The organism is Salmonirosea aquatica, from assembly GCF_009296315.1.
GTDB classification, from domain to species: Bacteria; Bacteroidota; Bacteroidia; order Cytophagales; family Spirosomataceae; genus Salmonirosea; species Salmonirosea aquatica.
Genome location: NZ_WHLY01000002.1, coordinates 1731533 through 1748418, shown reverse-complemented (window position 1 = coordinate 1748418; position 16886 = coordinate 1731533). Strand labels below are relative to the sequence as shown.

Here is a 16886-nt window from a genome sequence, read left to right as displayed (position 1 = left end):
ATCTACTTCGCGCTTACTACGCAGCGGAAGCCCAGATTGTTGCTGCCGCTGGTCACCTCGCCTTTGCCACGGCTTCCGGCCTTGTAACGAATGCAGTATTGATCGCTGCAAAGGAACGAGCCGCCGCGCTGGACGCGTTTGGTAGCGCCGGGTTCATCAGGATCGTAGCTGTCGGCGGGACCTTTGGGGTTGTTGGCGGCGCTGGTTTGGTAGGCATCGGGGCGGTAAAGGTCCTGGCACCATTCCCACACATTGCCGTCCATGTCGTAGAGGCCGTAAGGATTGGAAGGAAACGACTTCACCGGAGCGGCTCCGGCGTACCCGTCCTCATTCAGGTTCTTGTCCGGGAAGCTACCCTGGTAGATATTGGCCACCCACTTGTTGCCGGGTTTCAGCTGATCGCCCCAGTAGTAGGTGTGGTTGCCCCGGCCGCCCTGGGCCGCAAACTCCCATTCGGCTTCGGTAGGGAGCCGCTTACCCGCCCAGCGGGCGTAGGCGGCGGCATCTTCGTACGAAACATGCACCACGGGCAGATTCTCCCGCCCCTTGATGGTACTTCCCGGTCCTTCGGGATGCGCCCAATCGGCGCCCGCCACGTAGTTCCACCATTGCAGCGGGTTGTCCAGCGACACGGAGGTAGGGGTAGGGGTAAACACCGCCGAGCCAGGTACCAGCTTGTCGGCAGGTACCCCCGGATAATCAGCCGGATTCAGGGGCCTTTCGGCGACGGTCTTATAGTTGGTAGCTTCCACAAACCGGGCGTATTCAGCGTTGGTCACTTCGTGGGTGTCCATGTAAAAGCCGTCCACGGTTACCTTATGCACGGGTCGGGAATCGGGAAATTCGTCGGCTCCCATCAGGAAGGTACCCCCCGGTATCCACGCCATGCCCGTCGTGTCGCGTTTCCCTTCGGGAATGCTATTCATCGACGCAGCTACCACCGGCGTATCCGAGGTAGCCGAATTATTCTGTTCTTTTTGGCATCCGCACGTTAGGGCGGCGAGTGCTCCTAAAAAACAGACTTGTACGTTCACGGTCTTCATCATATCCAATTTCACTCGTTCTTACTTTTTGGCCGCAGCCAATATTTTCAATGCCTCCTCATCCTTGTACGCTTCCATGAGTTTTTTCAACTGCCCTTTCAGGTCTTCCGTGATAGACTCGGTACCCGGCTTTCCGTAGAGGTTAGACATTTCGTGGGGATCTTTTTGTAGATCGAATAACTCCCACGCGTCGGGGCCGTCATAAAAGTAGGCCAATTTATAACGATCGGTCCGGATTCCAAAGTGCGGATAGACGTGGTGCGGCTGGGGAAACTCGTAATAATGGTAGTAAGCCGCTTTCCGCCAGGGTACCTGCGTCGATGGGGTACCCTTCAACAACGGCAGAAACGATTGGCCCTGTATGTCCGCAGGAATCGGGGCACCGGCGATGTCCAGTACCGTGGGTGCCCAGTCGATGTTAAGTACCAGATCATCCTGTTTTTTGCCCGCTTCCACGATGCCCGGGTACCGTACCATCAGGGGCGTTCTCATGGATTCTTCGTAGATGAACCGCTTGTCGAACCAGCCGTGCTCGCCCAGGTAAAAGCCCTGGTCGGAGGCATAGATGACCACTGTATTTTTGGCCAGGCCTGACTTATCGAGGTAGTCCAGCAACTTGCCGATGTTGCGGTCCAGGCCGTTGGCCGTGGCGTAGTAGTCCTTCAGGTACCTTTGCAATTTCCACTCCACCAGCGCTTTGCCCGTCAGCTTTTTCGCCTCGAAATCCTGGGCTACTTTGTCGTAGTAGTCCTTGAATACCTTCTTCTGCTCCGGATCAAAGCGGTTGTAGACCCCGTCTTTCTCGTAATCGGGATGGATTTTCAGGTCCTGCTTCAGCCGCATGGTTTTTTCCACGGACATATCCTGCTGCCGGGCGGCTTCGCGGTCCTGATAGGCATCATAAAAATTGTCGGGCAGCGGAAACTCCACGTCGTCGTAGGCTCCCAAATCTTCCAGGGCGGGCAGCCACGTCCGGTGGGTGGCTTTATGGCCCACGATGAGGAAAAACGGCTTGGAAGTATCGCGTTTTTCGAGCCACTCCGTCGAAAACTGCGTGATCAGGTCCGACACGTAGCCGTGGTAGCGGGTAGTGTCGTTGGGTTGACTGATGAAATCGGGGTTGTAGTACTGACCCTGACCGGGCAGAATATTCCAGTAGTCGAACCCGACGGGCAGGCTGTTGAGGTGCATCTTGCCGATCCAGGCGGTTTGATAGCCATTCTGCTGCAGTACCTTCGAAAACAGCGTTTGTTCCGTATCGAACAGCGTGCGGTCGTTGCGCTTGTAGCCGTTCATGTGGCTGTATTTTCCCGTGAGCAGGGTCGCGCGACTGGGACCGCAGATGGAGTTGGTCACGAAGCTGTTGGTGAATAGCATGCCTTCGCTGGCCAGCTGATCCAGATTGGGGGTTTTGGCGATCTTATTGCCATAGGCCCCGATGGCCTGGTAGGCGTGGTCGTCGGAGAAAATGAAAACAATGTTAGGCTTGTCAGTTTTTTTCTCTTCTTGGGTCTGGGTGCAGGCCACCAGCGAGGCCAAACATACCAGTAGCAGGTACTTCATGCAGTTAGGGAGTTGGGGTAGTGCCGGACGCGTCCGGCGAGACTGATTGAACTACTACCAAAGGCGGGTTGGGTTGAAAACTAACCGGAATCTGGGTAGATGCATCATGTGTTTGCTTAAAGAGCGCCGGTACGATTACGTTATCTACAAATGATCATATTTCTTATTAGAGCCCTTTGCTTTTGACACAGGGTACTTTTGAGCATTTATTTTGAGTTTTGCTTCGATGCTTTCTTTCACATTAAGATTATAATGATCGGCAATAAGCAAAGCGGAATACAGTACATCCGCCAACTCTTCCTTTATTTTCTCAATATCTGCCTCATCGGCATTTTTCCATAGAAATGACTGTAATAACTCCGAAGATTCAATACTGAGGCATATTGCAAGGTTCTTAGGATCATGGAATTGTTTCCAATCGCGCTCATCCCGGAATGCTTTGATCTTTTCCGTTATTACCTCAATTTCCTTTTTCATCCCCGGTAAATGTTAGTGTTATGCCATTCGATGTATCTTTTATCGGGCTTATCAGTATCTTTTGTTGGAAGAATTAAAAGACCTTTCCCGTGGTACTGGTAATATTCCTTCCCATTCTGAAACTCTTCCTTGATCCTATTACTTACTTCCACTTTGTAGTCCTCAGTGACTGTCAAATAGCCATTGTCGAACAACTTATGCATGTCGGAGCGAAGCAAGATACCATTGGAGGTGAGGTGCGGCCCAGCCTCAGCATAAGACCTGATATGGGCTGCTTCAAGCACGGGAAGCGTTTTTTCGCCTGTGATACTGCACCTTCTATTATAGGCATCGGTCACTAGTACTCTAAATGCTCCCTGTCCAAGCCTGACTTTTGTAAGGATTGGATTTCCATAAGCAGGGAAAGCGGGTTCTTCGGTTAAAAAGGGATTCGAGGAGAGTTGCGCTTCGGCCATATATTTAGTAGTAAGCGCTTCAACACGCTTCCAGATTGCATTACCTATGGGCTCTTCTGTGCTATACGACTTCCCCTGAACAATACTGTTTGCCCAATTTGAAGGGGTTTCAATCCAATCCTCATCCCGGAAAAAAATGGGGTTGGTCAGGACTATGCAACCAATCGTGGGATTAATATTGTGCCTATCATTGCGATAATTCAATATCATTCGACTGAATTCATCAAATGTAGCACAGCCATTCCGGTTGCGGAACGTATCCCAGGCGATTGATATCGGCAACGTCGTATGGCTGGAAAAGAAGCCAACGCCTCCAATTGTATTTAGAGGCTTTTTGAGCTTGAAAAGGAAGGGGTCTCCGGGGTGCAGTACTTTAAAACTCACATTCCCGCTGGGTTGCCAGAAGTTGACGTCTTCTGGATTCATTCGGCTTAAATAATGAAACCAATTATTATCTGTAACACCTAAATACAGCTTCATTGTTAGGGGCTGATTTCTTGATCTATGTATAGGTTTCTATGGTTTTTTTTAGATAAAGTATTCTGTGAAACCTTTCTTTATTCGGTTTACAATCAAAATGTTATCTTCTAAGGTATTGTCAAAATAGTCTATCATAACTCGGGCTAATTCACTGGTGCGGGGGTCAGCAGTATTGACATGCATAATATTTAATATCCGCTGGTACAGCTGATCATTTCGTTGGGCAATCTTTCCAATCTCTCGTCCCATTACCTGAGCGGCTATATGCCGCAGGTCATCATTTTCATCTTCAAACAGATCTGAGTGATTAGTCCATATCTCCTCATCATATAGGTCAAAAAAGTGATTCAGAATGTCGCTGATGTCCCTTATGTCGTCGCGGCGGGCCTCTGGCCGATCGTCCCACGCTATAAGTTTCAACAGGAATATACCCGGTAGCGTACAGAATTTGAACCGATGTTGCCCTTCGAGGATCAGTTCCGGCAATCCTTCTTCGTAGATTTCGCCAAATCCAGGCATATTGATCGATGCAAACCCAGAGCCCATGACTTTTACTGTTCCATTCTCGTCAGTGATGCCCCCGAAAGGAAGCAAATCTAACTGCGTTTTGTCCTGCCATATAAGAACGAAAGGGTTTTCGGAAGAGGGGAAGAATCCTTCCTCTGCAACCAGGTACTCTTTTAATGCTTCGTAGGTTCCAGGCGTATTAACGAGTACGGCAAAATCAATGTCACCCGTGGTGCGGCGGGCCTTTTTGTCATGAATGCTCATCCAGGCGTCACGGGCTACGGCTCCCACGAGATAAAAATCGATGCCATACTTGGTGAATCCTCGCTCCAGGCCCGAAAGCAGACCGTCTACCGTGGGATTCTGCCGCAATTCACGGTAATTCAATCTGTATATAGTCATCGTACACTTTTTGGGCGGTTTCCTGACTTCTCCTGTCTTGGGCACTAATCAGATCGGCATACACCAGCAGGGGGGGCACGGTAGCCCAGTCATTTGCTTCCTGCTGCCAGAATTTCCTGTACACTTGCACGGGCCCCGTCTCGTCGGGTATAAGACGGTACCTTTTCATGAGCTCACTCCGGCTGTCTTCGGTGTAAAGTGTTAGCTCGGCCGATTTCAGATGGCCCGTCAGCAGCTCCCCGGCGGGCTCGCCCCCCCAGAGTGATCCGGGGACATGTAAAGTCAGGCTTTTCCAGTTAGCGAACCCATCCTTATCCACAAACCGAAACCTGCCCATTTTCAGGGAAGGCTTCAACGTTTTCCCGTAGGCCGCTATCCATTGTCCCAGCAGTTCATCCAGCCGTTGGAACTGATATTCGTTCTTTGAAACCTTGATCAGGTAGCCTTCCTGCTTGAGTCCGTTGACGATATGCGTGATGTTGCCAATGGAGGTGCCCGTCTGCTCGGCGATTTGCCGATATGGCTCATTTATCAGCTGTTGATGCCTTAAAAAGTCAAACAACACGCGGAGGCCAGTTTTGGTAAAAGCCCGATTCCTGACGTTTCTATCTATTTTCAGGGGTTCATTGGTATCAATCCAGAACCATTGATCCATAGTTTTCAGATAGAGATTTCCGTTGGCTTCCAGGTAAGAGATATTATGGATTCTCAACTCCTCTTTAATCTTGGGATAAAGCCGGCCAGCAATGAGCAGAAAGGGCTGTTGCGCTTCACTGAACCCATAAATTTGGGGTAAAATGTGCATTCTGAGTTCTTTCTTTATCTCCACATTGAATTGCAAGACTTTTTCTCCGGCTCTAATCCGCAAAGTACCATCCAGCTCATCCGTTGCTTTTCTCTCCCAATGACCTTTGAATTGGGTAGTTTTCAGGAGATTATCCAAAGCTGTGTGGACAATTTGTTCTTCGGTCATGTTTACATAATTTCAATGTTTACGTAAACGTAAACATATTTCATTGGTAAACCAACCATGTTTGTGATTTAGCTTTCTATTTGAATTCAACGGAAGCACCAGATTCTTGGCCGGGTAAGGGTACTTTTACGAAATATGACGATGTAAAGCCAGGCGGAATCCCAGCTAGGTAAGGTAGGTGAGAGATATACTTGCAAAATACTGACAATCACCCAAAAAATCAGAACGGGAAGAAACGAAATCTTATTAAGTGGTAGAGCTTCCTGTATTCCATTTCCTTATTTTTGGGTAGCCTACCTTTACCTACTTCCCTGAACCCTTCCCGCATGACAACCCTGAAAATCCGCATCCCCGGCACCACGACCAGTAATCACCCGGACGACGACACCGACGAGCTTACCATTGAAAAAACCATCGTCATTACGCCCGCCACCCGCAGCGACCTCAGTACCCACACGGAAGCGGAACTGGACGAAACGAAGATCGTGGAGTTTACCTACGACGACGGCACCGTCTGGATCGGGAACTACCAGACCATCGACGAGATATTCCCCGGTACCTCGGAGAAACTGCGGAGCCTGGAAAACGACGAGTCGGGGGTACTCGACATTCCGGCCGAGCTGGTAGGGAGTGAGCAAACCCGGGGACTGGGTACCATCGTGTTAAAGGTGGTCAAACTGTTTACCAAGAAAAAGGTACTCAGTCCGCTGGTGAAAGACCTGGCTGCCAAGCTGGAGCAAAAGCATCTGACCCATGGTACCGGCCTGTTTCGACTGAGCCCCACGTTCGAATTTACCAAACCTACCTTCGGACCTGAGGGAGAGTACCTGCTCTTTCTGCATGGTACTGCCACTTCCACCGAAGGCTCATTCGGCGACCTGAAAGGTACCACCGCCTGGAATTTCATTCACCAGACCTACGAAAATCAGGTGCTGGCCTTTGAACACGAGTCCCTAACCGCCAGTCCGCTCCAAAACGTGCTCGACCTGGTCAAGGAACTGCCCAGCAAGGCCAATCTGACGCTCGTGAGCCAGTCGCGCGGTGGCCTGGTAGGCGATATTCTGAACCGTTATTTTGGGAATGAAGCCGCTACCCCTGGCTTTTCGGCCAGTGATAAAAACTATCTCCGTAAGCAGGATCGCCAGAAAGATCTCGACCTGATCGAGAAAATTGAAAATGTCGTAGCCAGCAAAAATATCATCATCAGCAAGTACATCCGGGTAGCCTGCCCGTCCAGTGGTTCTACGCTGGCTTCGCGCCGCCTGAATATTTATCTGAACGTCATTTTCAACATTGTCGGGCTGGCGACCGGAGGAGCGGCTAATCCAGTGTATACTGCGTTCAAAGACTTGCTGGCGGGGTTGGTAGACAGCAAAGACGACCCTTCGGTACTACCGGGTCTGGAAGTACAGAATCCCCGCTCGCCCTTCAACCAGATGCTGAACAACGTACAGCCGGAAACCCTGATCAGCACGCCGCTCATCATTCTGGCGGGCGATGCCAAAGCCAGCCTGCGGTGGCAGGGGCTGAAAGTGATCCTGTCGAACCTGTTTTTCTGGAGCGACAACGACTTCGTCGTCGATACGCAGTCGATGTACAATGGCGCCCGGCGGGCGCAGGACCGGGCGCAGTATTTTTTCGATACCAGTACGGACGTCAGTCACTTTAACTACTTCAAAAACGAGCGGACCCGCAATGCCCTGCTGCTGGCCCTGAAGAATACCGACAATACGCTCATACCGGGCTTTACCCGGCTGCAAGCCCGGAACTTTACCGAGGCTGAAATCCGAAACATCGAGTCCATTATTCCGGGAGGTAGTATTTTTCAAGATACGGTTTCCGGCAAAAAACCAATCGTGGTGTTGCTTCCCGGTATCATGGGAAGTACCCTTACGGTACGGGAGAAGCTAGTCTGGATCAATTTTCTGGGCTTTACGACCGGACAGTTGACCCATCTCCGGAATAGCGAAGACAATAACCCCAATGTCAAGGCAACCGGACTGGTCGGTAGCTCCTATCGGAAACTGGTCGATTACTTCAAGCAGGATTACGACGTAATCACCTTTCCTTTCGATTGGCGGAGCAGTCTAGTTGCGGGCGCGGCCACCTTCAACCGCAGGATCGAGCAACTTCTGGAATGGGGACAACCCATCAAGATCATCGCGCACTCGATGGGCGGGGTACTGGTACGGGACTTCATGGTGTACCACGAAGGTACCTGGAACAAACTGAAAGCAAGCAAGGATTTCCGGCTCGTGTTTCTGGGCGCGCCGTTGGGCGGAGCCTTTCGCATTCCGTACGTACTGTTCGGGTTGGATTCGTTGATACGTAAACTGGATTTTCTTGATTTTACCCATACCCAAAAAGAATTGCTGGAGGTGTTTTCCCGGTTCCCGGGTATCCTCAACCTGTTACCCCTGACTACCGATGCTGACAATGACTTTGCCCAAAGCAGTACTTGGGACAAAATGCGCAAGGCCTTCAACGACGACCAATGGCCGGTTCCCGATCAGAAGGTATTGGATGAATTTGGCGCGTACCGAGACAAAATCCTAGCAAAAGCAGCCACCCTTGACTACGGCCCGGCTGCCTACATTGCCGGACAAACCGGAAGGCGGGATCAGACCATCAGTGGGTACCGGATTGTCAAAAAAGGGAAAGATAACGGGGAAGTCCTGGAATTTCTGGCGACCAAAGAAGGCGATGGAAGTGTAACCTGGGCGAGTGGTATTCCTAGGGCTTTGCTGGCTCAGAATAGCGTTTACTATTCCCGGACTACGCACGGCGAACTAGCCAACGAACCCGAATTGTTTGGAGCTATGACCGATTTGCTGGAGAGCGGCAGTACCGCCAAGCTATCCCGGGTAAGACCCGCCATCCGGGGGCTCGATACGGAATTCAAAGCCAAAGATACCTTCGACTTTGACTTTTCGCCCGAAGGCGTGGAGCGGACCTTATTAGGGTTGGAGGCCGATAGTTCCTTTACCGTCGGTGATATACCGATCTCAGTGTCGGTGAGCAACGGGGATTTGAAATACGCCCAGTATCCGGTTATGGTAGGGCACTTCGAAAATGACGGCATCCAGTCGGCCGAGAAAGCCATCGACTGGCACCTGAATGGTGAATTGAGCCGCCGGGAACGGTTGGGCTTATACTCAGGGGCGATTGGCGCGAGCGAAATGGTGGATGCCGGGAAAAACAAAATTTTCAAGGGTGCCATTATCGTGGGACTGGGTCAGCACGGGCAACTAACCGAGTACCGGCTTACGATCACGATTGAAAGGGGTATCTCGAAATATTTGGCAAATCTGAACAGTCAGGCACCTCAGGATTCGGACCTGAATCAGAAGTCGAAACCGAATGGTATTTCGTCTTTATTCATCAGCTCGGGCTTCGGTGGTTTGAAGATTGAGAGTTCGATCCGGGCCATCATTCAGGGGGTGCAGAATGCGAACGCCAAAATCAGGCAGGTATATTCATCACCCAAAACCATCGAAACCATCGAGTTTGTCGAGTTGTACAAAGATCGCGCGTTGGCGGGCATGAAATCGCTCTGCTCCATTGAAAGCGCGAAGGATCGGTCGCTCAATATTTTTAAAAATACCAACAAAATAAAGAAACTCAGCGGCTGGCGGGAACGACTTCCCGTCGATGATACCGCCGAATGGTGGACCCGGATCACCGTCGTTCGCGCGCAGGACGAATCCCCTCACCACCGGATCAAATTCACGATTTCTACCGATGCGGCCCGATCGGAAGAACGCGAAATTTCAACCATCGATGCTACTTTGAGTGTGATGTTGGACGGGCTTTCTACCCAGGATCAGTGGTCGCCGGAACTGGCCAAGACCATCTTTGAATTAATGATTCCCAACGATTTCAAGGATCAGGTCAAGCGGCAAAACAACATCAACTGGATACTTGATCCATACACGGCGGGTTTTCCTTGGGAATTGCTGCAGGACAGTGTGGCCAATGCCCGTCCCCTAAGTGTCAATGCCGGCATGATCCGGCAGTTGTCCACCCCCAACTTTCGTATCAATCCGAACCCCGTGACAGAAGAAACGGCGATTGTCATTGGTGACCCTAATCTGAACAATCCCAATAAGCAGCTCAAAGCCGCGCTGCTGGAAGGCGAAAAAGTGACCGAAATGTTGCAGATTCAGGGCTTTACAGTCAGTTCGCTTCTCAGTAAGAAGGCGACCGAAATTCTGATGGGGCTGTTTAGTAAAAACTACAAAATCGTCCACCTGGCCGGACATGGGATATTCAACAGCGATCCCAACCAGCCTACGGGTATGTTGATCGGCGAAAATGCTTACCTGACTCCCGCCCACATCGATCAAATGAGCGGTGTGCCCGAACTGGTGTTTGTCAATTGCTGCTTCCTGGGCGATATGGACGCCGCCACCGAAGAACTGACCAGCCACCGCACCCGCCTCGCGGCCAACCTGGGTACCCAATTGATTATAAATGGCGTGAAGGCCGTGGTTGTGGCGGGCTGGGCCGTGAACGATACGGCCGCCCTGGATTTTGCCGAGCGATTCTACCAGGCTATGTTTGAAGGAAATACCTTTGGCGAGGCCACCAAAAAAGCACGCCGGGCCATCTACGAAGCGCACGGCACGCGCAACAACACCTGGGGCGCCTACCAGTGCTACGGTGATCCGTACTACCAGCTTGCCCAGAGTGTCAGCAAGCCCCGTGAAGTATATAGCTTCATCATTCCCGAAGAAGCCGAAATCGAGTTGAGCAACCTGCTGAACAAAGTAGAAAGCGGAGGGCACGATGCCGAGGCGATCCTGAACACGACGGATGCCATCGATAAAGCACTGGTAAAGGCCAGTATCCAAAGTACCCGCATCATCGAACTCCAGGCATTGCTCTACTGTGCATTGGACAAATACGAGCTGGCAACGGTCAAATTTGAGCAGTTATGGAAGGCAGAGAAAGCAACATTTGCTTTTTCAACCACTGAACAATACTGTAATCTTCAGATCAAACATTTTGTCAAAAAAATGCAAAAGGATCGGGAGCAGGGTACCCTAGACCCCGAATCAGAAAAAAGCGCAACGGATCTTATCAAAGATGCCATTGGGAAGCTGGAAAGTTTGAGGAGCTTCGGTGAAACAGCGGAGCGGCTGAATCTTATTGGAAGTGCCTACAAGCGTCTGGCTATGGTCAGCACTGATCAGGCGAAAAAGAACGCGTACGAATGCTCTGCCTCTTTTTATCGCCTTGCATTCAGGGCAGGGACCGATTCTTCCCAATACTATTCGCTGACCAATCGGGTATTCATCGAAAATGCCCTGGTCGTGGCGGGTACTGCTAAATGGGGCGTTTCTCCCCTCAGCAAGAAAGAAACCCTGGCAGAATTGGATGGGGAATTAAAAGAAGTTCAAAAAAATTCCGACCAGGAAAAGGACTATGGAGACTGGATAGCCGAAGGTACCCTTCTGCTTTGCCAGCTTATGCTTAAAAGCAAGTCGGTAGCGTACATTACCCTTTTGGAAAAGTATAAAGAGGGGTGGCAGACGGGTAGTCCGGGGCAAAATCAGAGCCAAATGGAACAATTGGATTTTCTGAAAGATGTCCTGGAAATGGGTGGAGATAAGGCGAAGGATCTGCTGGAAATAGTGATTCGACTACGATTAGATCTGCAAGCGCTGATGTAATTAAATCGCTAGGTGGGTGAAAGAATCAGAAGTGTGAAAGATAAAAGCTGCGAAGTAGTAAATCTATTTAAAGAAGAAACTTGCAGATTGGTGATTCATCAAGACTAAATTGTACCCAATCAAATCAGTTTTTGACGAGCAAATCCAGCAGATCATATATCAAACAAAAAAGCACTTACAAGTTCTATCTTGTAAGTGCTTGATAATTAAGTGGTCTCGTAGGGATTCGAACCCCAAACCTCCTGATCCGTAGTCAGGTGCTCTATCCAATTGAGCTACGAAACCATCGATATAGAATCGGACTGCAAAAATAGAAGGTGTTGGGGTTTTTACCAAATGTTATTTTTCCATTTTTAATAAAAAAACACGCAAACATCTACGAGCCCTGATACTCAGGCTTTCGCTTTTGTAAAAAAGCCAGAATCCCCTCCCCGGCGTCGTGAGTTTTGCTGAGTTTATCTTGCCCTTCGGCCTCGTAATGTAGCATTTCTTCCAGATCTGACTGTAAAGATCGGTTGAATGCATGCTTCATAGCCCCGATGGCCTGGGTAGGAGCGTGTCGATAGTAAGCCAAGGTTTCTTCCACGGCGCCATCCAGTTCGGTAGCGGATACGGCGCGCTGCGCCAGACCTATTTGCACAGCTTCGGGACCATATACGCGGCGGCCTGTGGAAGCCAGTTCGAAGGCTCGGGCCGGGCCTACCAGCCGGGGCAGGAAGTAGGTTGAGCCTGCATCGGGCATCAAACCGATGTTGACGAAGATTTGGGAAAAGTAGGCTTCTGCCGACATGATGATTACATCACAGGCAAGGGCTAACGAACAGCCCGCTCCTGCCGCCAGGCCATTGAGGCGGCAAATCACTGGTTTGGGAATGGTACGTAGCGCCAGGATCATAGGATTGTAGCGGGTACGTAGCGCATCGCCCAGGCCCGAGGCATCGCCAAGCCCGGCTTTGAGGTCGGCACCAGAGCAGAAAGCTTTGTCACCCGCTCCTGTAAGCAGCAGAACGCGAACCGAAATATCGGCTGAGGCCGCGTTCACCGCATCGGTGATTTCCCGGATCAGATCGGGGCTGAGGGCATTGTGGACTTGGGGGCGGTTGAGGGTAATGCGCGCTACACTGTCGGCAGTTTCATACAGCAGATGTTCGTACATGGTCTGTGGAAGATTTGAAGGTAGAGAGTGTTATCAGCTTACGGAACCAGGGTACCCTATCGCCTTTAATCAACTAAAAGTACAGAAAGACCGCCGCTATACTGATCAGCAGGCCTACTCCCAACCCAGTGGATACCTGGGCAGGGGTGTGGGCATTCAGGCTTAGGCGAGCACTCAGGAGTAAGCCTGTGATAAAAATACTGATGAGGAGGGGAAAAAAGAGCGAGAAGTCGCTGTAGCGCAGTATGACACCGCCCAATGCCCCCAGCGCTCCGCCCATGCCCGTAGCATGGGCACTGATTTTCCACTGTAAGCTTACAAGGGCCACGACCGCCAGCGACACGGTGATGCTGCCTAGTACCACGGCTATCTGCGGCGCAAGCTCGCTGATAGGCTGAAACTGCCAGCCGAACAGGTAGGTACTCAGCGAATAAAGGATCAGGGTAATCAGGTAGGGGAGCCGACGGTCGCGGCGGGTATCGAGATGCAAGTCCTGGATGAGGCCGAGGCGGTAAAAGGCGTAAATCATAAGCGCCGGTACGACAAACGTATTCAGGAACAGCAGGAATAGCAGGCTGACCCGCGCTGACATGCTCAATGCACTGATGCCCACCACTTCGGGCGTCATACCAAAAAGAATACCTAAAATATAGGTCGGGAGCAGCAGGGGATGCAATACGACAGAAAGCAGAAGAGCAAGGCGATTGTTCAATGCACCGGGATCGGTTTGTCTTTTGGTTGGTTGATGTGCGGCGGTCAACGCAGGACTGTCGCCTGCCGGGGTCCCGGAACAGAGTGTCCAGAGCGGGTCTGCCCCACAAACACTTACGATTCCGCTCCACTCACGAAATAATTGCACAAATCAACGCATCAACCAATAAACAAACAAGTAAACGAGTCAATAATACTATCCGTTGTCAGATTTGCTTGCGTAGCCGGGCCACGGGGATGTTGAGTTGCTCGCGGTACTTGGCTACGGTACGGCGAGCGATATTGTAGCCTTTCTCATTAAGCATTTTTTCCAGCTTGTCGTCAGAAAAGGGCTTGCGCTTGGGTTCGGTTTCGATAAGCTCACGCAGAATGTTCTTCACCTCGCGGCTGCTGGCGTCCTCGCCCCACTCGGTAGAAATACCCTCCGAAAAAAAATACTTGAGGGGATACAGGCCAAACTCGGTTTGCACGCATTTGCTGCTGGCCACCCGGGACACGGTCGAAACGTCCATTTCGATGACCGTGGCGATATCTTTCAAGATCATCGGGCGGAGTCTCGTCTCATCCCCTTCCAGAAAAAAGTCGTACTGATAATTGAGGATGGCTGTCATGGTGCGCATGAGCGTTACCTGCCGCTGCTTGATGGCGTCAATGAACCACTTGGCAGAATCCAGCTTCTGCTTGATAAAGGCTGCGGTTTCACGGATGCTCTTGTTCGTTTTGTCGCTCTTATTATAGGTGTCGAGCATTTCGGCGAAGGTACGGTTAACCCGCAGTTCGGGAGCGTTGCGCGAGTTGAGGGTTACTTCCAACTGCCCCTGATGGTTGACAATAATGAAATCAGGAGTCAGGTAGTGCGAGCGGTCTTCATCACCTTCTACGGAGCCCGGTTTGGGATTGAGTCGTGTGATGAGCGTGATTACGTCGAAGGCCTCCTGTTGGGTGATACCCAGGCGCTTTTGTATTTTTTCAAAGTGTTTTTTTGAGAATTCATCGAAGTGATTCTCAATGACTTGCCGGGCAAGCTGCACGGTGGCATCGAACTGGGATTTGTGCCCTAATTGCAAAAGCAGGCATTCCTGGAGGCTGCGTGCGCCAATTCCCGCCGGTTCCAAGGCTTGTATTTTTTTCAGTACCCTTTCGAGTTCGGCTTCGCTAGTGTATACTCCTTGGGTAAACACCAGGTCGCTGGCAATAGCTTTTAATGATCGCCGTAGGTAGCCGTCGCTTTCGATACTCCCCAATAAGTGTAGCCCCAGAAACCGCTCCTGCTCCAATAAATTCAAGAATCCGAACTGCTGAAAAAGACTGTCGTGTAACGTCATGCGCGTCTCGACCGGGTACTCGTAGTCTTCCTCCATGTTGAAAGCACCATCCCCGTACATCTTGTAGCCATTGAGTTCGTCATGATTCAGGTAGCCATCCAAATCAAGCTCCTCATGGTGCCCGTCTTCGTAGTCGCCTTCCTCATTGCCTTCACTCTCGAACTCGCTTTTCGGCAGTTCATCCTGTCCTTCTTCCAGTGCGGGGTTTACTTCAATCTCCTCTTTGATCCGGGAATCGAGTTCAGCAGTTGGTACCTGCAGCAGCTTTATAAACTGGATTTGCTGAGGAGAAAGCTTTTGCAGCAGTCCCTGGGTAATAATCAGCTTTTGCATGAATTAGTAAATAATGATCATAAGCTCTTTATTGCCTCTTTTGCAGCCCCACAATTCATCCTCCCTTGTATCCTATGGCTTCCCTGTCAATATTGATGCCAATTTATGATAAAATTGTATTATAAGTTACTTTTTATTAACAAAAAAAGTCAAATTACTTTTATACAAGCCCTTAGGTCGGGGAAAAATACGTGATTTCTAAGCCTTTTAAAGTTTGCTCGCGGGTTGGGGGCGCTTGGCTAAACCTAGGGCCGTGGGTAGGTTTTCGATCAGTAATTTGTAATTTTGCCCCCTATTGAAAAATCCCGGCCGCTACCAGCCGGCTATCTTACTGATAACGAAAACAATGGGTCCCGTACAGATCAAACAACTCCTGCAAAGTGCCGAGATCGGTCAGCCGGTCGAAATCAAAGCCTGGGTACGCACCAAACGCGAGAGCAAGAATGCCATTTTTATTGCCCTCAACGACGGCTCTACCATCCATAATATTCAGGCCGTTGCCGAGCCTGGACAATTCTCCGATTCGATCATCCGCCTTATTACGACGGGTTCTTGCCTGAAAGTCACGGGAATTCTGGTAGAATCGCTCGGTTCGGGACAGTCGGTGGAGGTAAAAATTCAGGAGATTCATATCTACGGTACTGCCGATCCGGAACAGTATCCGCTGCAACCCAAGAAGCATTCCCTGGAATTTTTGCGTGAGATTGCCCACCTACGCCCACGCACCAACACGTTCTCGGCCATTCTTAGAATACGCCATGCGCTGGCTTTTGCAGTGCATAAGTACTACAACGATAACGGCTTCTTTTACCTGCATACGCCCATCATTACGGCCTCTGACGCCGAAGGTGCCGGAGAGATGTTTAGGGTTACATCGTTGGATATGGAAAATCCTCCACGCGATGAATCCGGCCAGATCGATTACAAAGAAGATTTCTTCGGCCGTGAGACTAACCTGACGGTTTCCGGGCAACTGGAAGGAGAGCTGGGTGCGCTGGCGCTCTCCAAGATCTACACATTTGGACCCACCTTCCGGGCCGAGAATTCCAATACCACGCGCCACCTGGCGGAGTTCTGGATGATCGAGCCGGAAATGGCTTTTTTCGAACTGGAAGACAATATGAACCTGGCCGAGGATTTTGTCAAGTACGTGATCCGTTATGCGCTGGAACACTGTGCCGACGATCTGGACTTCCTGGAGAAGCGGCAGGCGGATGAGGAAAAAAGTAAGCCCCAAAACGACCGCTCCATGCCGTTGTCGGAAAAGCTGCGGTTCGTGGTCGATAACCCCTTCGAGCGTCTGACCTATACGGAGGCCATCGATATCCTGGTCAGGTCGAAGCCGCATAAGGAGAAGAAGTTCCAGTATCACGTCGAATGGGGGGTAGATTTACAGAGCGAACACGAGCGCTATCTGGTAGAGAAGCATTTCAAAAAGCCCGTGATTCTGACCAACTATCCCCGTGCGATCAAGTCATTTTATATGAAACTGGATGAAGATGGAAAAACCGTGCGCGCTATGGACGTACTATTTCCCGGAATCGGTGAGATCATTGGAGGTAGCCAACGCGAAGACAATTACGATAAGCTTCTTGAGCGTGTCCACGAGATAGGTATCGAACCCGAAAACCTGTGGTGGTACCTTGAGACCCGGAAATTCGGCACAGCTCCGCATTCCGGTTTTGGCCTGGGCTTCGAGCGGCTCGTACAGTTCGTAACGGGCATGGGAAATATCCGCGATGTGATTCCATTCCCAAGGTACCCCAAGAGTGCAGAATTTTGAAAA

The 16886-nt window shown here is 50.7% G+C and carries 11 protein-coding genes and 1 tRNA gene; 2 read left to right on the top strand and 10 right to left on the bottom strand.

The features are described 5' to 3' along the window. Window positions 1–2 precede the first annotated feature (2 nt). The 6 genes from GBK04_RS08370 to GBK04_RS08345 all read right to left on the bottom strand — a co-directional run bounded on the left by GBK04_RS08370 (window position 3) and on the right by GBK04_RS08345 (window position 5900). Window positions 3–1043: a formylglycine-generating enzyme family protein gene (locus tag GBK04_RS08370; RefSeq protein WP_373331447.1), complete on the bottom strand. Its 1041-nt coding sequence runs from the start codon at window positions 1041–1043 to the stop codon at window positions 3–5. A gap of 21 nt (window positions 1044–1064) precedes the next feature. Beyond that, a complete protein-coding gene (locus GBK04_RS08365; protein ID WP_152758565.1) occupies window positions 1065–2606 on the bottom strand; it encodes a sulfatase family protein in 1542 nt (513 codons plus the stop codon). A 144-nt stretch (window positions 2607–2750) separates the two neighbouring features. After that, entirely contained in the window at window positions 2751–3083 is a 333-nt protein-coding gene (locus GBK04_RS08360) for a nucleotide pyrophosphohydrolase (protein WP_152758563.1), read from the bottom strand. Continuing rightward, a complete protein-coding gene (locus GBK04_RS08355; RefSeq protein WP_152758561.1) occupies window positions 3080–4018 on the bottom strand; it encodes an HNH endonuclease in 939 nt (312 codons plus the stop codon). The genes GBK04_RS08360 and GBK04_RS08355 overlap by 4 nt, the downstream gene beginning before the upstream one ends. Before the next feature lie 48 nt (window positions 4019–4066). Next, window positions 4067–4927 (bottom strand): nucleotidyl transferase AbiEii/AbiGii toxin family protein, encoded by an 861-nt coding sequence (locus tag GBK04_RS08350; protein WP_152758559.1) that lies wholly within the window; start codon window positions 4925–4927, stop codon window positions 4067–4069. After that, window positions 4899–5900, bottom strand: a complete 1002-nt coding sequence (locus GBK04_RS08345) for a type IV toxin-antitoxin system AbiEi family antitoxin (protein ID WP_152758557.1) — start codon at window positions 5898–5900, stop codon at window positions 4899–4901. The genes GBK04_RS08350 and GBK04_RS08345 overlap by 29 nt, the downstream gene beginning before the upstream one ends. A 326-nt stretch (window positions 5901–6226) precedes the next feature. Here GBK04_RS08345 and GBK04_RS08340 point away from each other — a divergent pair, with 326 nt between their 5' ends. Next, window positions 6227–11575 (top strand): CHAT domain-containing protein, encoded by a 5349-nt coding sequence (locus GBK04_RS08340; RefSeq protein WP_152758555.1) that lies wholly within the window; start codon window positions 6227–6229, stop codon window positions 11573–11575. Window positions 11576–11786: 211 nt separating this feature from the next. Here GBK04_RS08340 and GBK04_RS08335 read toward each other — a convergent pair. The 4 genes from GBK04_RS08335 to rpoN form a co-directional block, all read right to left on the bottom strand. Then, window positions 11787–11860, bottom strand: a tRNA-Arg gene (locus GBK04_RS08335). 91 nt (window positions 11861–11951) lie between these two features. Beyond that, the gene (locus GBK04_RS08330) at window positions 11952–12731 is read right to left on the bottom strand and encodes an enoyl-CoA hydratase/isomerase family protein (RefSeq protein WP_152758553.1); all 780 of its coding nucleotides are present in this window, start codon (window positions 12729–12731) and stop codon (window positions 11952–11954) included. A gap of 73 nt (window positions 12732–12804) precedes the next feature. Next, window positions 12805–13443 (bottom strand): hypothetical protein, encoded by a 639-nt coding sequence (locus GBK04_RS08325; RefSeq protein ID WP_152758551.1) that lies wholly within the window; start codon window positions 13441–13443, stop codon window positions 12805–12807. Window positions 13444–13648: 205 nt separating this feature from the next. Then, a complete protein-coding gene (rpoN, locus tag GBK04_RS08320) occupies window positions 13649–15100 on the bottom strand; it encodes an RNA polymerase factor sigma-54 (protein WP_152758548.1) in 1452 nt (483 codons plus the stop codon). A gap of 346 nt (window positions 15101–15446) precedes the next feature. Between rpoN and asnS the strand changes: the two genes are divergently transcribed. Beyond that, the gene (gene asnS / locus GBK04_RS08315) at window positions 15447–16883 is read left to right on the top strand and encodes an asparagine--tRNA ligase (protein ID WP_152758546.1); all 1437 of its coding nucleotides are present in this window, start codon (window positions 15447–15449) and stop codon (window positions 16881–16883) included. Window positions 16884–16886: the final 3 nt, after the last annotated feature.